The 19,229-nt window shown below is 33.5% G+C and carries 22 protein-coding genes, 1 tRNA gene and 1 pseudogene; 14 read left to right on the top strand and 10 right to left on the bottom strand.

Annotated elements, in window-relative coordinates:
- Positions 1 to 80: 80 nt before the first annotated feature.
- From OPR35_RS06370 to OPR35_RS06355, 4 genes are all read left to right on the top strand, one after another.
- Positions 81 to 1,607, top strand: a complete 1,527-nt coding sequence (locus tag OPR35_RS06370; RefSeq protein ID WP_007302285.1) for an acyl-CoA carboxylase subunit beta — start codon at positions 81 to 83, stop codon at positions 1,605 to 1,607.
- 672 nt (positions 1,608 to 2,279) lie between these two features.
- Complete coding sequence (locus OPR35_RS06365) at positions 2,280 to 3,506, top strand: M61 family metallopeptidase (protein WP_265013668.1); 1,227 nt, start codon at positions 2,280 to 2,282, stop codon at positions 3,504 to 3,506.
- 65 nt (positions 3,507 to 3,571) lie between these two features.
- On the top strand, positions 3,572 to 3,826 hold the full coding sequence (locus OPR35_RS06360; RefSeq protein ID WP_019236861.1) for a hypothetical protein: 255 nt from the start codon (positions 3,572 to 3,574) through the stop codon (positions 3,824 to 3,826).
- Between the two features lie 223 nt (positions 3,827 to 4,049).
- Positions 4,050 to 4,223: a hypothetical protein gene (locus OPR35_RS06355; RefSeq protein ID WP_179943622.1), complete on the top strand. Its 174-nt coding sequence runs from the start codon at positions 4,050 to 4,052 to the stop codon at positions 4,221 to 4,223.
- 141 nt (positions 4,224 to 4,364) lie between these two features.
- On the opposite strand, the gene OPR35_RS06350 is transcribed toward OPR35_RS06355, so the two are convergent.
- A tRNA-Thr gene (locus OPR35_RS06350) sits at positions 4,365 to 4,437 on the bottom strand.
- 19 nt (positions 4,438 to 4,456) lie between these two features.
- On the opposite strand from OPR35_RS06350, the gene OPR35_RS06345 reads away from it, so the two are divergent.
- The 3 genes from OPR35_RS06345 to pdxH are packed head-to-tail and all read left to right on the top strand — an operon-like array spanning position 4,457 to position 6,120.
- Positions 4,457 to 4,678: a hypothetical protein gene (locus OPR35_RS06345; RefSeq protein WP_230609012.1), complete on the top strand. Its 222-nt coding sequence runs from the start codon at positions 4,457 to 4,459 to the stop codon at positions 4,676 to 4,678.
- 17 nt (positions 4,679 to 4,695) lie between these two features.
- Entirely contained in the window at positions 4,696 to 5,511 is an 816-nt protein-coding gene (gene mutM / locus OPR35_RS06340) for a bifunctional DNA-formamidopyrimidine glycosylase/DNA-(apurinic or apyrimidinic site) lyase (protein WP_019236864.1), read from the top strand.
- A gap of 15 nt (positions 5,512 to 5,526) precedes the next feature.
- A complete protein-coding gene (gene pdxH / locus OPR35_RS06335) occupies positions 5,527 to 6,120 on the top strand; it encodes a pyridoxamine 5'-phosphate oxidase (RefSeq protein ID WP_264376694.1) in 594 nt (197 codons plus the stop codon).
- Positions 6,121 to 6,226: 106 nt separating this feature from the next.
- On the opposite strand, the gene OPR35_RS06330 is transcribed toward pdxH, so the two are convergent.
- From OPR35_RS06330 to trmD, 4 genes are all read right to left on the bottom strand, one after another.
- Positions 6,227 to 7,024, bottom strand: coding sequence for a phosphoribosylformylglycinamidine synthase subunit PurQ (locus OPR35_RS06330; protein ID WP_019236865.1), 798 nt, complete (start codon positions 7,022 to 7,024; stop codon positions 6,227 to 6,229).
- A complete protein-coding gene (locus OPR35_RS06325) occupies positions 7,021 to 8,274 on the bottom strand; it encodes a PstA family ABC transporter permease (RefSeq protein WP_265024808.1) in 1,254 nt (417 codons plus the stop codon). Before OPR35_RS06325 ends, OPR35_RS06330 begins: the two co-directional genes overlap by 4 nt.
- 252 nt (positions 8,275 to 8,526) lie before the next feature.
- Positions 8,527 to 8,904, bottom strand: a complete 378-nt coding sequence (rplS, locus tag OPR35_RS06320) for a 50S ribosomal protein L19 (protein ID WP_007302278.1) — start codon at positions 8,902 to 8,904, stop codon at positions 8,527 to 8,529.
- Positions 8,901 to 9,599: a tRNA (guanosine(37)-N1)-methyltransferase TrmD gene (trmD, locus tag OPR35_RS06315; protein WP_012481936.1), complete on the bottom strand. Its 699-nt coding sequence runs from the start codon at positions 9,597 to 9,599 to the stop codon at positions 8,901 to 8,903. The genes rplS and trmD overlap by 4 nt, the downstream gene beginning before the upstream one ends.
- 65 nt (positions 9,600 to 9,664) lie before the next feature.
- Between trmD and purC the strand changes: the two genes are divergently transcribed.
- Complete coding sequence (gene purC, locus OPR35_RS06310; RefSeq protein WP_007302276.1) at positions 9,665 to 10,387, top strand: phosphoribosylaminoimidazolesuccinocarboxamide synthase; 723 nt, start codon at positions 9,665 to 9,667, stop codon at positions 10,385 to 10,387.
- On the opposite strand, the gene purM is transcribed toward purC, so the two are convergent.
- Positions 10,384 to 11,421 carry a phosphoribosylformylglycinamidine cyclo-ligase gene (purM, locus tag OPR35_RS06305; RefSeq protein WP_007302275.1) on the bottom strand — a complete coding sequence of 346 codons (1,038 nt, stop codon included), beginning with the start codon at positions 11,419 to 11,421 and terminating at the stop codon, positions 10,384 to 10,386. The two genes, purC and purM, sit on opposite strands and share 4 nt — an antisense overlap.
- A 137-nt stretch (positions 11,422 to 11,558) precedes the next feature.
- On the opposite strand from purM, the gene OPR35_RS06300 reads away from it, so the two are divergent.
- The 3 genes from OPR35_RS06300 to virB9 all read left to right on the top strand — a co-directional run bounded on the left by OPR35_RS06300 (position 11,559) and on the right by virB9 (position 13,298).
- Entirely contained in the window at positions 11,559 to 11,834 is a 276-nt protein-coding gene (locus OPR35_RS06300) for a hypothetical protein (protein ID WP_012481935.1), read from the top strand.
- Positions 11,819 to 12,184, top strand: coding sequence for a histidine phosphotransferase family protein (locus OPR35_RS06295; RefSeq protein ID WP_125855783.1), 366 nt, complete (start codon positions 11,819 to 11,821; stop codon positions 12,182 to 12,184). Before OPR35_RS06300 ends, OPR35_RS06295 begins: the two co-directional genes overlap by 16 nt.
- A gap of 328 nt (positions 12,185 to 12,512) precedes the next feature.
- Complete coding sequence (gene virB9, locus OPR35_RS06290; RefSeq protein WP_007302273.1) at positions 12,513 to 13,298, top strand: P-type conjugative transfer protein VirB9; 786 nt, start codon at positions 12,513 to 12,515, stop codon at positions 13,296 to 13,298.
- A gap of 7 nt (positions 13,299 to 13,305) precedes the next feature.
- Here virB9 and OPR35_RS06285 read toward each other — a convergent pair whose 3' ends face one another.
- The gene (locus OPR35_RS06285; RefSeq protein ID WP_213863879.1) at positions 13,306 to 13,899 is read right to left on the bottom strand and encodes a ribonuclease HII; all 594 of its coding nucleotides are present in this window, start codon (positions 13,897 to 13,899) and stop codon (positions 13,306 to 13,308) included.
- A gap of 5 nt (positions 13,900 to 13,904) precedes the next feature.
- Positions 13,905 to 14,885, bottom strand: coding sequence for a phospho-N-acetylmuramoyl-pentapeptide-transferase (gene mraY, locus OPR35_RS06280; protein WP_264376692.1), 981 nt, complete (start codon positions 14,883 to 14,885; stop codon positions 13,905 to 13,907).
- 157 nt (positions 14,886 to 15,042) lie between these two features.
- Between mraY and OPR35_RS06275 the strand changes: the two genes are divergently transcribed.
- On the top strand, positions 15,043 to 16,026 hold the full coding sequence (locus OPR35_RS06275) for a hypothetical protein (protein WP_265024807.1): 984 nt from the start codon (positions 15,043 to 15,045) through the stop codon (positions 16,024 to 16,026).
- 60 nt (positions 16,027 to 16,086) lie between these two features.
- Entirely contained in the window at positions 16,087 to 16,638 is a 552-nt protein-coding gene (locus tag OPR35_RS06270; protein ID WP_012481934.1) for a DNA-3-methyladenine glycosylase, read from the top strand.
- A gap of 213 nt (positions 16,639 to 16,851) precedes the next feature.
- Here the strand turns inward: OPR35_RS06270 and OPR35_RS06265 are convergent.
- Together OPR35_RS06265 and OPR35_RS06260 are read right to left on the bottom strand one after the other, a co-directional pair.
- A pseudogene (locus OPR35_RS06265) lies at positions 16,852 to 17,079 on the bottom strand (helix-turn-helix domain-containing protein); the annotation flags it as partial.
- Between the two features lie 148 nt (positions 17,080 to 17,227).
- Complete coding sequence (locus OPR35_RS06260; RefSeq protein ID WP_019236868.1) at positions 17,228 to 18,247, bottom strand: Mrp/NBP35 family ATP-binding protein; 1,020 nt, start codon at positions 18,245 to 18,247, stop codon at positions 17,228 to 17,230.
- A 389-nt stretch (positions 18,248 to 18,636) separates the two neighbouring features.
- Here OPR35_RS06260 and OPR35_RS06255 point away from each other — a divergent pair, with 389 nt between their 5' ends.
- Positions 18,637 to 19,188: a WD_0033/WD_0034 family tandem repeat-containing protein gene (locus tag OPR35_RS06255; RefSeq protein ID WP_007302267.1), complete on the top strand. Its 552-nt coding sequence runs from the start codon at positions 18,637 to 18,639 to the stop codon at positions 19,186 to 19,188.
- Positions 19,189 to 19,229: the final 41 nt, after the last annotated feature.

The following is a 19,229-nucleotide window of genomic DNA, read 5'->3' as shown; positions in this document are numbered from 1 at the left end:
CAGTAACGGTGTATGTGTATAATCAATAGGATTTGTAAGCTCAATAAAGTTTACAACCAATTTGAAAGTTATTTTACTACATGCAAGACTCTGAAATACTAGAAACTCTAAAGATCAAAACATTAGAAGCCGAAAAAGGAGGAGGTCCTGATAGAGTTAACAAGCAACATGAAAAAGGAAAGCTAACCGCTAGAGAAAGGCTGAGTATATTGCTCGATGAAAATTCATTTCAAGAGTATGATAAGTTTGTGAAGCATCACGCAACTGATTTTGGCATGCAAAATGCTGATTTTTTAGGTGATGGAGTTGTAATTGGCCATGGTACTATTCATGGCAGAAAAGTTTTTGTTTATTCTCAGGATTTCACTGTCTTTGGTGGATCACTTGGTGCATCACATGCAAAAAAAATATGCAAAATTATGGATATGGCAATTAATGCCAGGATTCCAATTATCGGACTAAACGACTCTGGTGGAGCTAGAATTCAAGAGGGAGTAAATTCCCTTGCTGGTTACGGAGAAATTTTTCAAAGGAATGTAAATGCATCAGGCGTTATACCACAAATCTCTCTAATCATGGGCCCATGTGCTGGCGGTGCAGTTTACTCTCCAGCGCTAACCGATTTTATTTTCATGGTAAAAAATAGCTCATACATGTTTATAACCGGACCAGATGTAGTGAAAAAAGTTACCTATGAAGATGTAAGCCACGAAGATCTTGGTGGAGCAAAAATTCATACAAGCAAAACAGGAGTAGCAGATTTTGCGTTCAATAACGATGTTGAAATGCTGCTGAGAATCCGTGAATTCCTTACCTTTTTACCAGTAAATAATCAAGAGTCAACGAAATCTGTACCAATCTGCAACTTAATTGATGATGTTGATGAATCTTTGAACACTCTAGTTCCTAGTAATCCTAATACTCCTTATGATATGTATGAACTTATTGAAAAGGTGTGTGATGAAAGGAAATTTTTTGCACTAAAACCCGATTTTGCCCGTAACATCATAATTGGCTTTGGCAGAATTGGAGGAAATACTATTGGTGTTGTTGCAAATCAACCTATGCACCTTGCAGGATGCTTGGATATTGACTCTTCAAGAAAAGCTGCGAGGTTTGTAAGATTTTGTGACGCATTTAACATTCCCATCATCACACTTATTGATGTTCCAGGTTTCCTGCCAGGTACAAATCAAGAATACAATAATATAATACAACACGGAGCGAAACTGCTTTACGCTTATGCTGAAGCGACCGTGCCGAAAATTAGCTTGATCACCAGGAAGGCATACGGTGGTGCATACATTGTCATGAATTCGAAACATCTAAAAGGTGATATAAATTATGCTTGGCCAACCGCTGAAATAGCTGTAATGGGACCTGAAAGTGCAGTTGAAATTATATTTAGGCATGAAAAAGACCAGCAAACGTTAATCAAAGAATATAAAGAGAAATTTGCTAATCCATTTTTTGCTGCATCACATGGATACATTGATGACATTATAGTGCCAAGTAAAACAAGGCATCACTTTCACAAAGCATTAGAGCTACTTAAAAACAAGAAAGTAGAAAGAATATGGAAGAAGCATGATAATCTTCCTTTGTAACTTTACTCTCAGTCTTTATTGTAAGGTCTACAGTGCCGTTACACCAAGTTGGATTACCAATAACGCTAACTTTTGGGTTCCTTTTTTCTATAATATATTCTTATAGCTAAAAAATTACTTCCGCATATTCTAAATCTGATTATAATGACAATTAGAGATACTTTTAGAGCTCAAAAATTTATCTTTGTCTGCAGACTTTTTTTTATTAAACAATCAAACTCATAAAAAAATGTAGCGTATCCTCTTCAGCGTATGTGGGTGCATACACACATACTTAATTTCTGTCGTATGTGCATTGCATTTTTTTCTAATCTTTTTTTTCAAAGGAGGATTTTATGTCCAGAATTCCAGATATTTGACGTTTACTTTAGCTAATAAAAACCAACTGGTACCTGCGGTTTTTATAGCCTCAAAATTTCAATCAAAATTCAACTATCATTCAAAGAAACTTATAGTTATTCTTAGTGTTATTACTGTAGTAACAGCGCTATGATGATAAGAATATACAATCCTTTGTAACTTTCTTCTCAGTCTTTATTATAAGGTGTTCAATAATATGGGAAGAGTAAAGTTTTAAAGAGATAATTAAAATTATCCTTATCACCTACTTAGCAATAAATTATATTTGCTTAATCGTAATTACTTACACTTCTTCAATGTCCTGTTTTATTTATGGCAAACATTAAGCTTAAAAATGTACACAGTCTATTAAATTATATTATTTGTTTTTTCCTTATATACATTCAGTATATGCATTCTGCTATTGCTTTAGATAACTCTTCATCACATTTAAAAAACTCACCTGATTTTTTACCTTTTAGAAAACCTTTTGATAATATAGAAAAAATTATTAGAACTGACAATTTTAGAAGTTTTGATCTTGATAAAAGAAATAAGCTTTATACCAATGCTCATAATAGTATCAGTCTTGTAAATATTATTAATAAAATTATCTTAGCTCAAGATAACTTATTCATACTAGAAAGTAAGCCGTATAATATAGTACTTGTTGATAATCCCAATCTTAGTAGAACTACAGGTGCTGCAGGAAAGGACTATGTAATTATTGAGGGAAGCTTAAAAAAAAATATCAAAGATTATACTAGAGTGATATCACATGAATTAATTCACAGATATATAGGACATATAATAGAGCAAGACAACGATAAGAAAAATGAAATAAAATATAAGTGGTTTTTTGAAGGATTTACGGAATTTTATGGAGTGAAAACCTTACTTGACACGAAACTTATTGATAAAGATGAGTACTTAAAAATAATTAATATTACTTTAAAAGAGTATTTTAATTCTTTAATACCTAATATTGATTTCGAAAAAACAAATCAAAAGCATTTACTTGATCAAAACATAAGCATGTTGAGTTATAACAAAGGTTTTATTCTTGCAATGATAATAGATGAGAAATTAAATGAGGTTAGTAATGGAAGGTATAACTTATTGACTACTATAAATAATATAATAAGTGAAATAACTTCAAAGAAAGTTAATTTTAATGTTGACTTATTTGCAAGTCATTTAAAACATTACTTACCAGAGTCCCTTATAAAAGACATCATAGCCTCTATAAGAGATTCTAGCATACTTCTCAGTCTATTACCCAGTAGATTACTAAATAAAAATTTAACTTTCCAAGATACTGATAAGTATAGTGATATATGCTTTAACTTAACCAGAAGTCTAGAGCTACAAAAGATACGTGGGGTTAAATTAGGTAGTGATTGCCATAATATGGGACTCAAGGATGGTCAAGAACTAAAGTGTTATAGTATTGACTTTAATAGTGGTAATATTAAGTTAAAAGTCCTTGAAAACAAGATACCGAAAGTTATACATTTGAAAGCAAATAAAATGACGAGTAGCATTCCAATATATAAATAGCTCAGATAAATGCTTGACAAAAGCTATAGTAAACCTAGACTTTGCTATTTTAAGGCAAAATAATTATGGTAAACAATAAAGAAAAACAAGTGGATTTATTATTAGAGCTTCTTAGCGCTAATATCGGTCAAGTTAGTAGTAGTGTCATACTTAAAAGAATAGAAAAGCTTTCAGATAATTTTCATGGTAGAAATAATCACAATAGCCATTGTCAGTTTGATAGAGATGGTGGAGGGCATGGTAATATATGCTGGGCAGATAAGATAAAAGAAGACCTGACTGAGAACTATCATAAAAAGGATAGAGAAATTTCTATATAACTTTTCATTAGAGCTATTTTACGGTAATTATTCAAGAGTTGAAGGATTTGGCAAAAGAAGTCCTTTTGTATTACCGTTAATATGTGTTTCCAATAATGGTAATCTCGGCCCACTAGATGATTTGAGAACATGTGTCCCTCATAAGTTTGTTGAATATAACATCAGCAATACTAGTTGGGCTAAGTTCTTATCAGATAAATTTTTTAATAACTTTTTGAGTGATATGGAAAACAGGCCTGACGATTGTAAGCAGTGTTGTTATGAAAATATTTGTGGTGGGGGAAGTTATGGTAACAGGTTTAACCCTGCCAACGTAAGTTTTAATAATCCTTCAGTATATTGTGAGGGATTTTTGGCAAAGGATTATACAATTTCTTTTAATGCATGGATTTTCTAAAGAAAAATTACGGCAGGTATTATTGAATAGTAATACTGAAAAAGCAGCTTAATGGTAGTGTATAAAAGGTATTTACTAGACGTTTTTCTATAATCTAATTAGCATCTAGAGGATTGACTTTATGAATATCGTCCTCTAAACTGCCGTTACCAAGATTCGAACTTGGGACCTCGTCATTACCAATGACGTACTCTACCACCTGAGCTACAACGGCAAGTTCACGTATTATGATAATGAATAACATGAAAAAAAATAAGGAAAAAGAAGAAGAGAGAAAAAGATTGGCAAAAGCTTTAAAGCAAAATATTCTAAAAAGAAAAAAACAGCAACAGAGTAGACAAAGCAGACCCCTTCCAAAATTTGTTTGTGGTGAGGAATTTTTAGGAGAAAGCGCTGCAGAATACCCAAACGTATTTGAGGAAGCTTTAACAACAAAATTACCATCAGAAACTTAAGTTTTGAAGGAGGTATCATGCCAGAACTCCCAGAAGTGGAAGTCATCTCTAACTTCTTATTTGATAAAATCAAAAATAAGAAAATAAGCAATGTTACAGTCAATAATTGGAATTTGCGTGTACCAATAACGAAGAATATTGATGATTTGCTAAAGGGCAAAGTTATAAATGATATCAAGCGTAGAGGTAAATATATAATCTCGAATATAGATGCTAGTATGGCTGTAATCATACACCTCGGCATGAGCGGAAAGCTTATATATGCTGAAGACAATCAAGCACAGAACAAACATGATCATGTGATATTCTTATTTTCTGACAACACTTCACTAATCTTTAATGACCCAAGAAGGTTTGGATTAGTGATTGTTTTAAACAGAGAGCAAGAACTAAATTTTTTTAATAACCTAGGAATAGAACCCCTCACAGATGAATTTAATGGAAATTATTTACAGAAGTTGCTACAGAGCAGAAAAGCAAATATCAAATCAGTATTAATGAATAATAAGCTAATAGTTGGCGTAGGTAACATATATGCTTCTGAGAGCTTATTTAGAGCTCGCATATCACCACTTAGGCTAGCACAAGATTTAACATATATAGAGTGCGAAAAACTTGCTATCGAAATAAAAAATACTCTGAGTGATGCAATTGCTGCTGGTGGTTCAACACTGAAAGATTATGCACAGCCATCTGGATCTGCTGGATACTTTCAAAATAACTTTTACGTATATGGTAAAGTGCAAAAACCTTGCAGAATCTGCAACAATATCATAACACTTATACGACAAAATGGTCGTAGCACTTATTTTTGCAATGCATGTCAGAATTAAATTTTATTTTTGCATATGACACTCTTACCTGAAAAAGATCCTTTTGATTTGTTTTCAAAGTGGTATCAAGAAGTACTTAATTCTCCGTGTAAGGAGCCAACTGCAATGACGCTAGCAACGTGTAGCAAAGACTGCATTCCATCTGCAAGAGTGGTATTACTAAAGGAGTATAGTAAAGAAGGTTTTGTGTTCTTCACTAACGCAAACAGTAGAAAAGGAAAAGAATTGACTGAGAACCCCAAAGCTGCACTCGTATTTCATTGGACAGAATTTTCTAGACAAGTACGAATTGAAGGAGAAGTTAGGCTTCTAAGCGGCAAAAAGGCTGACGAATATTTCTCCTCTCGAGCACGCGATAGTCAAATTAGCGCGTGGTGCTCAAAACAATCAAGAGTTCTGAAAAATTGGCAAGATTTTGAGCAGGCTATAGAATTGAAAGAGAAAGAATTTCACAATACACAAGTTTCTCGTCCTGACTTTTGGGTGGGATTTTGCGTAATCCCAAAGGTAATTGAATTTTGGCAAGAAGGTGAATATAGGAGACACACTAGATTTAGATATACTCTTGTTGAGAAAAGCAATTGGAAAGTGGAACAATTATATCCCTAACGTTAGAGAAAGCTACTCTGCAGATCAAAAATAAAGATTTATTGTCATCCTGATCAAGTAACTTTTTATGGTTTAAAAACTTGTTGTATGTAATGTATTGTAATACTTACGCAAAATATTTTAGTGCATTCTCAAATATGAGCATTCCATCACCATATTTTGGCATAGCCACTCCTGAACGTTTACATTTTTCTTTTTCAAGAGGCCAGTTGTCCTGCTGAGTAAAAAATATTCCTCTCTCTGGGTGAGGCATTAAAGCTAAAACTCTACCACTTTTGTCTGACAAAGCTGCCAGGTCGTATATAGATCCGTTTGGATTGTAAGGAAATTGTAAATTTGCATAGTCACCATTTTCATCAACGTAACGCAGTGCAACGGAATTATTTTCAATCAATTGATTCAAAGTATCTTGATCCATAAAAAATTTGCCTTCCCCATGAGCAATAGGGAGATATAGTTCACTCAGGCCCCGTAGCCAAACAGAATTACTCTGCGGATTAACTCTCACTCTAATCCAACGACATTGGTAATTACCTATATCATTAGAGGTTAAAGCTAGATTAGAGAATTCTGGAACTAACTTTACTAATATCTGGCAACCATTACATATCCCTATAATAAGCTTATCCTGAGATAAGAAATTTTGAAATTCGTCTAACAAGTTGTTTTTTATACGCAAAGCAAACGCATTACCAGCACCAGTGTCATCACCATAGGAAAAACCTCCTGGAATTGCAAGTATATTGCTTAATTTCAGTTCACTTGGATTATCTATAATATCATTAATGTGAACGATTTTTACTTCAATATTATTAATACCAAGCTTTCTGCTACATTCCATAAATGCAAATGCAGTTTCTTTTTCGCAATTTAAGCCATAACCAGATAGGATTGTAATTTTCATGAATCAAAAAACTCGAACTTTCTTTTTACAAAATTTGCTATTAAATTCAAAGCAAATAGCATTAACAATAAAGCTATAATTGCAATGGCAGCAAGCTCAATAAATGCAATTTCAGGACTACTTGACCATATGTATATTTGTACAGGTAAAACAGTTGCCGGATCGAAGAAGGATGTAGGTGTATCAGCAATAAATGCTACCATGCCTATCATAAGTAAAGGGGAAGATTCGCCTAAAATCCTTGCAATTGCAAGCACTGCACCATGTATTATCCGTGGCAACGCAATCGGTAAAGAGTGATCCAATATCACCTTGATGTGAGGTGCACCTAGCGCAAACGCTGCATCTTTTATTGCAATAGGAACGTTTGTAAAGGCATTTTTTGTTGCAATAATAATATTAGGCAGCATCATAAATGAAAGAGTCATCCCGCCAACAAGCGGTGAAGAACGGGGTAAACCAAATATGCCCAAGTAGAGAGTCAGTCCTACCACACCAAATATTATCGAAGGCACTGCAGCAAGGTTATTCATGCTAATTTCTACAATACTGGTTATTAGCCTATTTCTAGGCATAAATTCATAAAGACAGATACCTGACATAATTCCTATTGGCAATGCCAACGCTAAGCATACTATAATTGTCATTAATGAACCGATAAATGCCCCTAAAATCCCTGCATTCTCAGGCTCACAAGAATCAGACTTAAGAAACAGAGACTTATTAAAAAATTTTCTTACTCTTCCCTTCTCTTTTAACCAATCAAGTAATTTAGCATAATGATCATTCAAATGTTTATATTTATTTATTGAATTAATTATACTTGACGCGGTAAACCAGATCTCATATTCACCACTATCTTTTACTTTCTTATGAAAAAATTTCTCTAGTTCTTTGTAAGAATTACGACTTAAAATTTCGTCACCGTCTTTAAAATTAGTTCCTTCAAACACCTTACGTAAAGAATTGTTGAGTAAGCCAATGGACTTATATCGTAAATCACCAGGATTATTAGTTAAAATAAGATCAGCATTTATTTCAACTGGTAATAAAATTTTCGTTACTGTTAAAGCACTGTAAGAGTTAACTAATATACTTAGTAATATACATATAGGACACCCAATTGAGACAATCAGTGCTGTAAAAGAGCAAAAGCATAAAATGTTGTTCTTTTTATTTTTTCTTTTTACACGAGCATGTACGCGCTTAGATTGAAGTAACTTAAGAAAGTTTTTCTTTATTATACCCATTTACTTTTCTTTACATGAGGATTTGAAAAGACTTTCCCCTTTTTCCAGTGCTTGAACTGAGATCTAACAGGCTTTGCCTGCAAATAATTTTTATATTTTCCATGAAAGCACAAACCAAAAGGAGAATCTGGATCCCAGTGTCAAACATTGGGATGACACCACAGCAGGAGGGAAAGTACAGTTGTGCGCCACACACTGGGATAATAAGAGAGAGTTTTGAGATGATACAATTGACATCACTCCCTATTGTATCTACTTAGATTTTTTTTTAACATAAGTAGTACGTTCTTTGATCCTTGCAGCTTTCCCAAATAGCTTGCACAGATAATATAATTTTGCTCTACGGACCTTTCCCTTTCTCATCACTTGTACTGAAATTAATGCAGGAGAGTAAACAAAAAATTGTGATACTATACTTTCTCCATGACTTACCTTTCTAACTGAAAAAGAAGAGTGTAATCCACGATTTCTTTTTGATATACATACGCCCTCAAATATCTGTATACGCTCACCCGTACTATCAACTACCTTAAAAGTGACCTTCAAATCATCGCCAGGACAAAAAGCTGGCATCTCTTTGGCTAACCTTTGTATTTGTTGTTCGTTAAATTTTTCAAGTAAGTTCGTCATTTATCATCTCCATTCAACAATTCAGGTCGACGTTCCTTTGTTCTAACATATGACTGTTCCCTTCTCCAATCACTTATTTTTCTGTGATTGCCAGACAACAGAACCTCAGGAACTTTGTACCTACTCCACTGCTCAGGTCTAGTATATTGAGGATATTCAAGTATACCACCACTATAACTAAAACTTTCTTCAGCAACGCTATCGAAATTATTTACTACACCTGGAAGAAGCCTAATACATGCATCAAGAACCACCATCGCAGCTGGCTCACCTCCCGAAAGTATATAATCTCCAATACTTAACTCATAAGGAGTATACACATCAATTACTCTTTGGTCAACACCTTCAAATCGACCACACAATATTGTTACATGAGGAATTTCTGTTAACTCCTTCGCAATTCTCTGATTAAATTTTGTACCAGATGGAGTCATATAAATAAATCTAGTATTTTTATGAGCAGAAAGCACATTATCAACTGCATTACCAATCACATCTGGGCGCATAACCATCCCTGCTCCACCTCCATATGGAACATCATCCACAGTTGAATGTTTATCTTTAGCAAAAGAACGAATATTTACTATTTCAAGATTCCATATTTTTTTTTCCAACGCTTTTCCGGCAAGAGAATAGTTCAAAAACCCGGGGAACATTTCTGGAAATATGGTTAATATTGTAACACTAAACGTCATTAGCAAATTTGTAGTAAACTAAGCAGCAATTTGATATTATCTTATAGTATACAGCTAAATTAATCATGTCACTGAATAAAACGATATACGAAGGTAAAGCCAAAGTCATTATTGAAACTGAAGACTCATCAACTGTTATACAGTACTTTAAAGATGATGTTACAGCGTTCAACAAGGAAAAATATGAAATTATTGAGGGCAAAGGAATAATTAATAATCATGTTAGTGCTTTTATCATGGAAAAGCTTGAAGAAGCAGGAATTAGCACGCACTTTATAAACACTCTAAACGAAAGAGAACAGCTAGTCAAAAAGCTCAAGATAATACCTCTTGAGGTAGTGGTTAGAAACATTGCAGCTGGCAGCTTTTGCAAACGTTTTAATATCAAAGAAGGTGAGGCACTTACATCTCCTATAATCGAGTTTTTTTACAAAAATGATGACCTAGCCGACCCAATGGTGAATGAAAATCACATATTATATTTTGGTTGGTTATCCCATAAAGAAATGGAAGAAGTTAAAACTACAACTTTAAAGATCAACAAAATCTTAGTCGACCTATTTTCAAATGCAAATATATATTTAGTTGATCTCAAGTTAGAATTTGGCAAATTGATAAACAACAGCACTAAAATCATTTTAGCCGATGAAATCAGCCCTGATAATTGTAGGCTATGGGATAAAAATACTCATAAAAAGCTAGACAAAGATGTTTTCCGTTTAAATCTAGGAAACTTAAAGGAAGCATACTCAGAAGTTGCAAAAAGACTGTCGGTAAAGTTAGACTAACTAAATACTACTCTATCAAGTGGAGGCTGACATGCTTCATCAAGTTTTCCAATAATCTCAATTTTTTCTCCACGCTTTTGGAAATGGCTTTCCACATCCTTCATATTATCGGGATCTACAATCAGTACTATACCTATGCCGCAATTAAATGTTTTTAACATTTCTCTCTTTTCTATTTTGCCTTCTTCTTTCAGCCATAAAAATATATCTGGCCATTTCCAAGAATTAATATTTATGTCTACAAATAAATTTCCTGAGAGAATTCTTGGAATATTGTCTATTAACCCGCCACCTGTTATATGCGCAATGCCTTTTACCTTTGGCATAATAGGCAACAAAGAATCAACATATATCTTTGTTGGCTTAAGTAATATTTCACCCCAAGATTTATTATTCCATGGAGATATATCATTATAATTTATATCTAAGCTTTTAAAAATATGGCGCACCAAAGAAAATCCATTTGAGTGAATTCCATTTGATTCTAAACCAACTACACAGTCACCTGCTTTCATTATACTACAATTTGGAAGAATTTGCTTTCGATCAACAACACCAACCACAAACCCTGCAAGGTCATAGTGATTGTTACCATACATTCCAGGCATTTCTGCAGTTTCTCCACCAACTAATGCTATTTTAGATTCCTTGCACCCTTCTGCAATGCCCTGGATTACAGACAATAAAACGTTTTTGTTTAAAACGCCTGTTGCAAAGTAATCAAGGAAAAATAAAGGTGTTGCTCCTTGTGCAAGTAGATCATTTACACACATTGCAACTAAGTCTATACCTATAGTATCATGCTTATTCACCTCTTGAGCTATTAATAGTTTTGTGCCCACTCCATCAGTTGAGGAAACAAGTACTGGATGGTCGTATTTCTTACTCAGCGAAGAAAAGTCAAACAATGCAGAAAATGATCCTACTTCACTAATTACTTCTTCTCCTTTAGTCTTTTCAATAATAGGTTTAACTTTTTTTATTAGTTCATTATATAGTTTAAGGTCTATTCCAGATTTAGCATAAGTATTCATAACGCCTTCACAAATCTTATAATTATTAATACTACATTAATGCTTTGACACAAAAAGCGCAACGAAACTTTCTCTTAAATTGACTACTACATGCCTACCAATATAGGGTTAACTTAAATCATTTATACTTTTATCCGATGAATAAAAACATAATGTTAATAACAGAGTGCCTATCAGGACGAATTCTTCATGATTTTGCTAGTTCTATGCAAGGAATAGTGGGTGGATTGGAAGAGCTTGAAGAAAACAACCCTAATATGCAAAACGAAGCATTGTCATTGCTTAAAGAAAGCTCCGATGATTTAATATATAAATATAAAGTTATGAAGCAAGCGTATTCTCATTCATCAGATAATTGCAGCTTTGTTAAGACTAAATCCAATATAGAAAATTATTTATTAAAAAAAAAGTAAAGCTTCAGTGGAGAGTAAGTGAATGTCCTACAGAAAACTTAATTGAAAAAATAAATAAGATAATTTCCAATATGGTGATAACTATAATCAGTGCAGTGGCACAAATTGAATTAGTGTCTATTTTACTGACTAAAACAGAAGATAAAACACTACTCACTATAAAAGTAGTAAATGAACATAAATCAATAAGTACATTATTAGTGAGCAAATTAACAAAAAAAAATGATATTCGTTTGGATACAAAAGACATTATTATCTATATGACTTCTTTACTGTTAGAACAGTATAACACTAAAATCAATTGCACTTGTGAAAGTAATTCACTGAATATAGGCTTAACTATAACTTGAGATGGCTTCATATTTCATAAAAGGGAATCGATACTATAAATTTGAATCTTGGATAAGGAAAGGAAAAATTTTGTGGAGTAACTTAGACATAAAATCTGTAGTTAATTTCTTTGCAGGGAGTGTTAAATAAACTGTGTCAAACCGAGAAGTAAAAATAAAATAGAAACAAAAAATGGAGGTTTGACACAGTTTATTTAACACTCCCCTTTTTCCTGCAGTAATGAATTATTATGAAGCTTGCATTTTCTGTCGCTTACTACTGGGATAGCTTAACAGTTGCAGTACATGTCTATCAATGATAAAATGAAGATCAGTTTATTTTGATACTATGATTAGGGTACTCTTTGTTGCACTATTATTTTTTTGTGGTGGTTATGCACTTGCAAAACAGGAACCAAGACCAATAGCTGGTGATAACCACATAAAGGTAATGAATTATAATCCACAGGCTATACATAAGTACACGGGCTTTTATGGTTATCAATCCAGCATATTGTTTGAGCCAGGGGAGGTAATAGAGAGTCTTTCAATGGGTGATGCAACCGGTTGGCAACTCCTTCCTCAAGGTAATAGATTATTTATTAAGCCTATAGATGATATTGCCGATACTAATGCAACTATAATTACCAACAAAAGAGTTTATTATTTCGAGTTTCATGCTGAAGAAGCAAACGGGCTAGATGATCCAAGGTTAGCATATGAAGTAAGGTTTCTTTATCCACTGTTCAACAGTGATGAAATTTATTCAACGAGTAACGGTGATATTCTAGAGCAAGCTAGTCATACCACTATCCCTGATATAAGTGATATTGAGGTTATAAAGAAAGGCTTGAATTTTAACTATTCCATCTCGCACGTTAAAGGCAGTCAATCAATAATACCAATTAAGGTTTTTGATGACGGAAAATTTACATATCTACAATTTAATAAAATAAACTCTGATTTCCCGGCAGTTTTTATGGTTGATTCTGCAGGATATGAATCCTTGATAAATTTTCGTACAGTTGATGACTACCTGATAATTGAAAGAGTAAGCTCGGTATTTACCTTAAGAAACGGATCAAGCACAGTCTGCCTGTTTAATGAAAACATACCTTTCAAAAAAGGTAAGTGATTAAAGGCTATAGTATTCTTATAGGTGCAAAATTCTTTCTATGGTGCTTCGTAATTCCATGAAGGCCAATAGCGCTGAGGTGTTCTTTTGTTCCATATCCCTTATTTTTATACCAATTATATTGAGGATGTTTATTATGCAATTCTTCCATAAGCCGATCTCTTGTAACTTTTGCAACGATTGAAGCAGCTGCGATTGATATACTTAAGCTATCACCATTCACTATAGATTTTACTTGCCATTTTACTTCAGGTGGTTGATTACCATCAACTAGCACATAATCTAGTTCTAGATTCAAGTTTGCCAACGCACGTTTCATTGAAAGCTTTGTTGCTTGCAAAATATTGTATGAGTTTATTTCTTCTACGCTTGCCATTCCTATACCAAATTTTGCAACAGACGTTATTTTTTCGTATAGAACTTGCCTACACTTAGGGGTTAGCTTTTTTGAGTCGTTTATTCCATCAATAACCGTATCTCTATCAGTAAATATTACAGCTGCAGATATCACTGGACCGGCAAGCGGACCTCTTCCAACTTCATCTACTCCTGCTATAATTCCTGATAATGTATCTTCTAATGTGAAATCTGGATATTTCATAGTTCCTATAATAAGAAAGTTAAAGCAAAAATCGAACAAGCAATAGAAATTATCCAAAATTTTATAACTATTGTATTTTCTGACCACCCTTTCTTTTCAAAGTGATGATGTATTGGTGTCATAAGGAAAACTCTTCTTCCTGCTCCATATCTAAATTTTGTATATTTAAAATATGATACCTGAATAATCACAGATAAAGTCTCTATTACAAAGATTATTCCAATAACGGCAAAAAGCATTTCTTTTTTAATTAGAACACTAGTGAGTCCTAAAGCTGCACCGATTGATAGGCTTCCAACATCACCCATAAATATTTTTGCTGGATGTGTGTTAAACCACAAGAAACTTAAAATAGCTCCTATAAATGCAATGCAGAATAAAGTAATGTTTACATCTGTCTGAGTGATGTATGCAATTAGCCCCAAAAAAGCAAAGGAAGTAATGGCTTGAGTTGCAGCAAGGCCATCTAGGCCATCTGTAAGATTCACAGCATTAGAAGAGCCGACAATTACAAATGCAGCAAACGGAAGATATAGATAGCCAAGGTCGATTGCTACTTCTCTAAATAGAGAAATTTTTGTAAAACCTTCAGCAGATTGTAGCTTAAGTATAAACATACAGACCAGAGTAACGACAAACTGAATAAGTATTTTGGTTTTTGCACTTAAACCTCGGTGGTGATTTGTCTTCAATTTTAAATAGTCATCAATAAATCCAAGTAGAGCAAAAAATAGAGTTATAAATACCAGCAATGAAATTTCTGGTGTGAATTGAGTCCAAAGCAGGATTGGTAATAAAGCAGAAGTTAGTATTATTATTCCACCCATAGGTGGTATATTCTTTTTTGTTATTAAATGACTTTCTGGTCCATATGATCTGATTGGTTGTCCATCTTTACTTATCTTTTTTAGAAGTTTTATAAAATAGGGAAAGAGAATAAACCCAAAAATAAATGAGATAAAAAACGTCTTTGTAGCTAAGATCACCTGCCTATTCAAAATTAACTAGATATTATACCAAAAGCTTTACCTAATCTCAATTTATACCTTTTTATCAGCTCATTTTATTTGGAGTAAATTTAGTTATTGATTAGTTATAGCAAAGTTTGCATACTGATATTTAGTTAATGGTAAGAGGTGGCATATGTTAGATTATATTAAAAAGCTTTTGTGGGCTACTACAGTACCTGATAATGAGAGTAGAGTTAAAAGTTCTTACACGCATATAGTAGAGAAACCTTCTTTTGGTGATGCAGCTTCAAAGTTGAGTAAGGAAGAAAGGTCAGAAGAGCATCTTGTTCTTCTAAAAGGTAAAGGCAATAGCTCTGGTACAACTGTAACAGAAGGATCGTCTAGTATTCAGAATGCAGTATCAGGCAAGAACAAGCGTGAATATATCAAATTAGACAGTGATGAAGAATGGGATAAATTCTTTGAGTTACAGAATGATCCAGACACTAATACTACAAACAAAGAACCTTTTTCTTCGAAGAAAGGAGAATCTCACTATCATGGTAAAGAGATTGTAGGCAAGATTGCTGACCAAATTAAGGCAGAGATATCGAAGGTATATACCATAGAGTCCATAATGATAAAAGAAGGCAAAAGGGAAGAGAATATTGTTTATCCTACTGTGAGAGTTGTGCTACATGCCAATAAAGAAGGAGTAGATATAGCTAAACTTCTAGGCGGTAGTATATGTAAAGAGTATGGTGTAAGAACAATTACATTTTGTCATCCTAATCAAGAAAAAAAGAGAGGGGCATGTTGCTATATTAATAATGATAGTGATAATGAGGAAAGAGTTTATGAAATAATTAGTGGGTTATATGAAATGACTTTAAAGTGGTATGTTGATGGAAGAGAATGCAAAATTAAAGTTAACATTGATGGTAATAATGGTGTAACTCTCCTTGAAGGCAACGGTGTTACTGCAGAGCAGTTGCGTGCAAATAAAGAAGTCAAAATAGGTAAGAGACGTGAACCAAAATCTTTATATGAAGCGTTAGCACCGCAGCTGCAACAAAGAAGCTCTGAATCAGTCAAAGTTTTACAACAGCCTACAACAGATATGGAAGATGTAACAACAACTTCTACTTCTCAGAGATGTAGGTATCCTCTTATCTAAATAAGGAAAAGCGAAAATAGTATGAGTTGCTTGCAAATGTAAGTAACTTGTACTTCTATGATGAATAACACAATATTACCAAGAAATTTCTATGAACGGCCAACTTTAACCGTAGCTGGGGAGCTGCTAGGCAAGATGCTGAAATTTTCTAATTTTAGTGGAATAATAACTGAAGTTGAAGCGTATATAGGAATGGATGACCCAGCTTGTCATGCAGCAAGAGGCTATACTAATCGAACCTCAGTAATGTTTGGTACGCCAGGGTTTTCGTACGTATATTTTATATATGGAATGTACTATTGTCTAAATATTGTAACAGAAGCAGAAGGATTCCCAGCAGCAGTGTTAATACGAGGATTAAAGCTCACTGAACCGCTTGAAGCAAATTTAGGCGGGCCAGGCATACTGTGCAAAAAATTAAACATTACAAAAGAACATAATAAACAAGACCTTACTATAAGTCATGAATTTTGTCTCTATGAATATCACCTCAAACCAGATTATGTGTGCACTCCAAGAATCGGAATTAGTAAAGGCAAGGAGAAATTTTGGCGATTTAAAAGTTGCGTTTTAGCAGACATGCCTAAAATCACACTCAACAATAAATATTAGACCTCCTGCATAAACTAGATAAAAAGGCAAATAGCCTTTTATGTTTACCAACAATAGACTTCTTGGATAACCTAAGGATATTTTTTGATCTTCTATGGGGGAGTTGAACATTCCCTTTTTATAAAACTTTTGCATACTCCTATTTAACTTTAATAGCTCTTTATCTTCCTGAAATCTGGATGTTTTATCAATGCATCTTCTATTCAGCCGTTAGCAAGAACTTTCACTTATTCCATAGCTTTGCACTATATGGAAATATGTACGGTATTTACACAAATATTCGAGTGCTATTAATAAATATATTTGGTTTTCCTCCTCTTGCCTTTTTCTTGGCCTCTTCCTCTATTAAAATTTCTATTATTTTTCCAATGTTTTTCTTTTTACTCCTCTTAGTCTTCGAAGCTTCTCTTCATCAAGTTTACTTATCTGCTCAAAATTTATACCTTCCCTAATATTGCTTCTACTACTTGTTTCTTAAGTTATCCAAGAAGTCTATTGTCTGTTCAGATACGAGGTAGCTGCTGCCATTTGAAATATTTTATTCACCTAAAATTACATTCTACCTATTTTAAAGTAGTTTAAAAAAACTTTATAGACTGCATACAAAAGACCTAACATCTTTAGCAATGCCTTCATAAATCCTTACTAAATCCTCACTTAGTATTGAAGGATTTCCACAATCAGAAGCACTACATATTTGCGGATCTAGAGGAACTCTGCTCAAGAGTTTGACTCCCAGCTCTTCAGACATTTTTTTTGCACCACCTTTTCCAAATATGTGTATTTTTGAATTATCTTGAACAAAATAGCTCATATTTTCCACAATGCCGATAATTGGCACGCTGAGCTTTGTGAACATATCATAAATTTTTTGTGCATCGATTAAAGCAAGCTCCTGTGGAGTTGAAACTATTATTGCTCCAGTTAAACTAAAATTCTCCATCAGACTTAAATGTACATCGCCAGTGCCAGGCGGTGTATCAATGATTAAATATTCTATATCAGACCACCTTGTTCCCATTAGCAAATTGTAAAGTGCTTTTGTGATCATAGGTCCACGCCATATTACTGCGCGGTCCTTATCAATAAAATAGCCAATTGAAATAGTATAGAGACCATGTTTCTCTATAGGCATTGCTTTACCACTCTGTATTTCTGGTTTTAATTTCTCAGTGCCCAACATTTTAGGAATCGAAGGACCATATATATCTGCATCAACTAGCGCAACTTTATGTTTTAATTCTGCTAACGAAAGAGCTAGATTTAGTGCAACTGTCGACTTACCCACACCTCCTTTACCAGAAGCAACGACAATTATATTTTTCACTCCTTCGATATGAAGTTTAGCTTTTTGTTGCCTAGCTTGTTTTTGACCAGTAGCAACTACAGTAACCTTTCCTACTCCCGGTATCGCCTTAACAGCTTGCTCACAATTTTTTCTTAATTCTTCATTTGGCTCAGTAACTTCAAGAGCAAAAGCAACATCTTTACCCTTAATAACAATTGAGGATACTACACCAACATTCTTACCACTTTTCTTCTCTATAACCTTTTTTAGGCTCTCTCTTACGATTTCCTCATTAACCTGTGTAAAATTTTTCCAGAACATATGATGAAATTTTTTCTATTGGTGTATACTAACATAGAATAATTAAACTGCACTGACTTTAAAACGAGGTTACAAGAATATGCTAAATCATCAAAATTTAACACGAAAACAAAAAGATTTGTATTTTTAGCTAAAAAGATCTATATGGAATGGAAGGAGCATCAGCGATATCTTGGAAGCAGTTTCAGGAAATGATTTACTAAAGTTCTTATCACTTGATATACTACACAATTTCCAAGAGGTGGGGAACGCACTTTAACACTACTTAGCCTAGCTATACATAGAGACAATAATGAATGTGTTAATTCTATTTAGAACAAGCTCAAAACAATGGTATACTACAAGATATTCTTACTGCTCCAAATATTATAAACTATCAAAATGGTTTGATGTACACCTTAACATCGCTTGGCTTTGCCATACATCATAATAAGGGAAGGTATATTAATGTTATTTTAACAACAGCCCAAGAAAATGGTATATTACAAGATATTCTTTCTTCTAGAAATATTGTACAGTATTTAAGTATTATAGCGTGTACTTTAACGCCACTTAACTTTGCTATATATAAAGGCAATAACGAATGTATCAATTCTATTTTAATACGAGTTCAAAATAGTGATACACTACGAAATATCCTTACTTCTAAAGATATTGTGCAGTTTCCAGGCGTGACGTATGTCATTAAACCATTTGCCTTTGCTATATATAAAGGTAATAATGAATGTGTCAATTCTACTTTAATACGAGCTAAAAATAGTAGCATGCTACAAGATGCATTTACTGAAGTAAGTACTGTACTGTTTCCATATGGTAGATATACTTTGAATGCTTGTGAGCTAGCTGTAGTTGTTAATGAGAACAATGCTAGTATTAGGACTGCATTAGATAATGTATCTATTTCTTCTAGGTATGTTAGAGAAAATAGCAAAGTTAATTAATTTCTTAAGTAACTCTTTCTTGCAAGTACTACTTTTTTATG

Source organism: Wolbachia endosymbiont (group B) of Protocalliphora azurea, assembly GCF_947251865.1.
In the GTDB taxonomy this organism is placed as follows: domain Bacteria; phylum Pseudomonadota; class Alphaproteobacteria; order Rickettsiales; family Anaplasmataceae; genus Wolbachia.
The sequence above is the reverse complement of the archived record's forward strand: the minus strand, read 5'-3'. Positions and strand labels throughout refer to the sequence as shown.

Excerpts from the sequence above, each read along its gene's own strand:
- OPR35_RS06370 (WP_007302285.1), top strand. The coding sequence starts at position 81 with ATGCAAGACTCTGAAATACTAGAAACTCTAAAGATCAAAACATTAGAA.
- OPR35_RS06365 (WP_265013668.1), top strand. The coding sequence starts at position 2,280 with ATGGCAAACATTAAGCTTAAAAATGTACACAGTCTATTAAATTATATT.
- OPR35_RS06360 (WP_019236861.1), top strand. The coding sequence starts at position 3,572 with ATGGTAAACAATAAAGAAAAACAAGTGGATTTATTATTAGAGCTTCTT.
- OPR35_RS06355 (WP_179943622.1), top strand. The coding sequence starts at position 4,050 with ATGGAAAACAGGCCTGACGATTGTAAGCAGTGTTGTTATGAAAATATT.
- OPR35_RS06345 (WP_230609012.1), top strand. The coding sequence starts at position 4,457 with ATGAATAACATGAAAAAAAATAAGGAAAAAGAAGAAGAGAGAAAAAGA.
- mutM (WP_019236864.1), top strand. The coding sequence starts at position 4,696 with ATGCCAGAACTCCCAGAAGTGGAAGTCATCTCTAACTTCTTATTTGAT.
- pdxH (WP_264376694.1), top strand. The coding sequence starts at position 5,527 with ATGACACTCTTACCTGAAAAAGATCCTTTTGATTTGTTTTCAAAGTGG.
- OPR35_RS06330 (WP_019236865.1), bottom strand. The coding sequence starts at position 7,024 with ATGAAAATTACAATCCTATCTGGTTATGGCTTAAATTGCGAAAAAGAA.
- OPR35_RS06325 (WP_265024808.1), bottom strand. The coding sequence starts at position 8,274 with ATGGGTATAATAAAGAAAAACTTTCTTAAGTTACTTCAATCTAAGCGC.
- rplS (WP_007302278.1), bottom strand. The coding sequence starts at position 8,904 with ATGACGAACTTACTTGAAAAATTTAACGAACAACAAATACAAAGGTTA.
- trmD (WP_012481936.1), bottom strand. The coding sequence starts at position 9,599 with ATGACGTTTAGTGTTACAATATTAACCATATTTCCAGAAATGTTCCCC.
- purC (WP_007302276.1), top strand. The coding sequence starts at position 9,665 with ATGTCACTGAATAAAACGATATACGAAGGTAAAGCCAAAGTCATTATT.
- purM (WP_007302275.1), bottom strand. The coding sequence starts at position 11,421 with ATGAATACTTATGCTAAATCTGGAATAGACCTTAAACTATATAATGAA.
- OPR35_RS06300 (WP_012481935.1), top strand. The coding sequence starts at position 11,559 with ATGAATAAAAACATAATGTTAATAACAGAGTGCCTATCAGGACGAATT.
- virB9 (WP_007302273.1), top strand. The coding sequence starts at position 12,513 with ATGATTAGGGTACTCTTTGTTGCACTATTATTTTTTTGTGGTGGTTAT.
- OPR35_RS06285 (WP_213863879.1), bottom strand. The coding sequence starts at position 13,899 with ATGAAATATCCAGATTTCACATTAGAAGATACATTATCAGGAATTATA.
- OPR35_RS06275 (WP_265024807.1), top strand. The coding sequence starts at position 15,043 with ATGTTAGATTATATTAAAAAGCTTTTGTGGGCTACTACAGTACCTGAT.
- OPR35_RS06270 (WP_012481934.1), top strand. The coding sequence starts at position 16,087 with ATGAATAACACAATATTACCAAGAAATTTCTATGAACGGCCAACTTTA.
- OPR35_RS06260 (WP_019236868.1), bottom strand. The coding sequence starts at position 18,247 with ATGTTCTGGAAAAATTTTACACAGGTTAATGAGGAAATCGTAAGAGAG.
- OPR35_RS06255 (WP_007302267.1), top strand. The coding sequence starts at position 18,637 with ATGTACACCTTAACATCGCTTGGCTTTGCCATACATCATAATAAGGGA.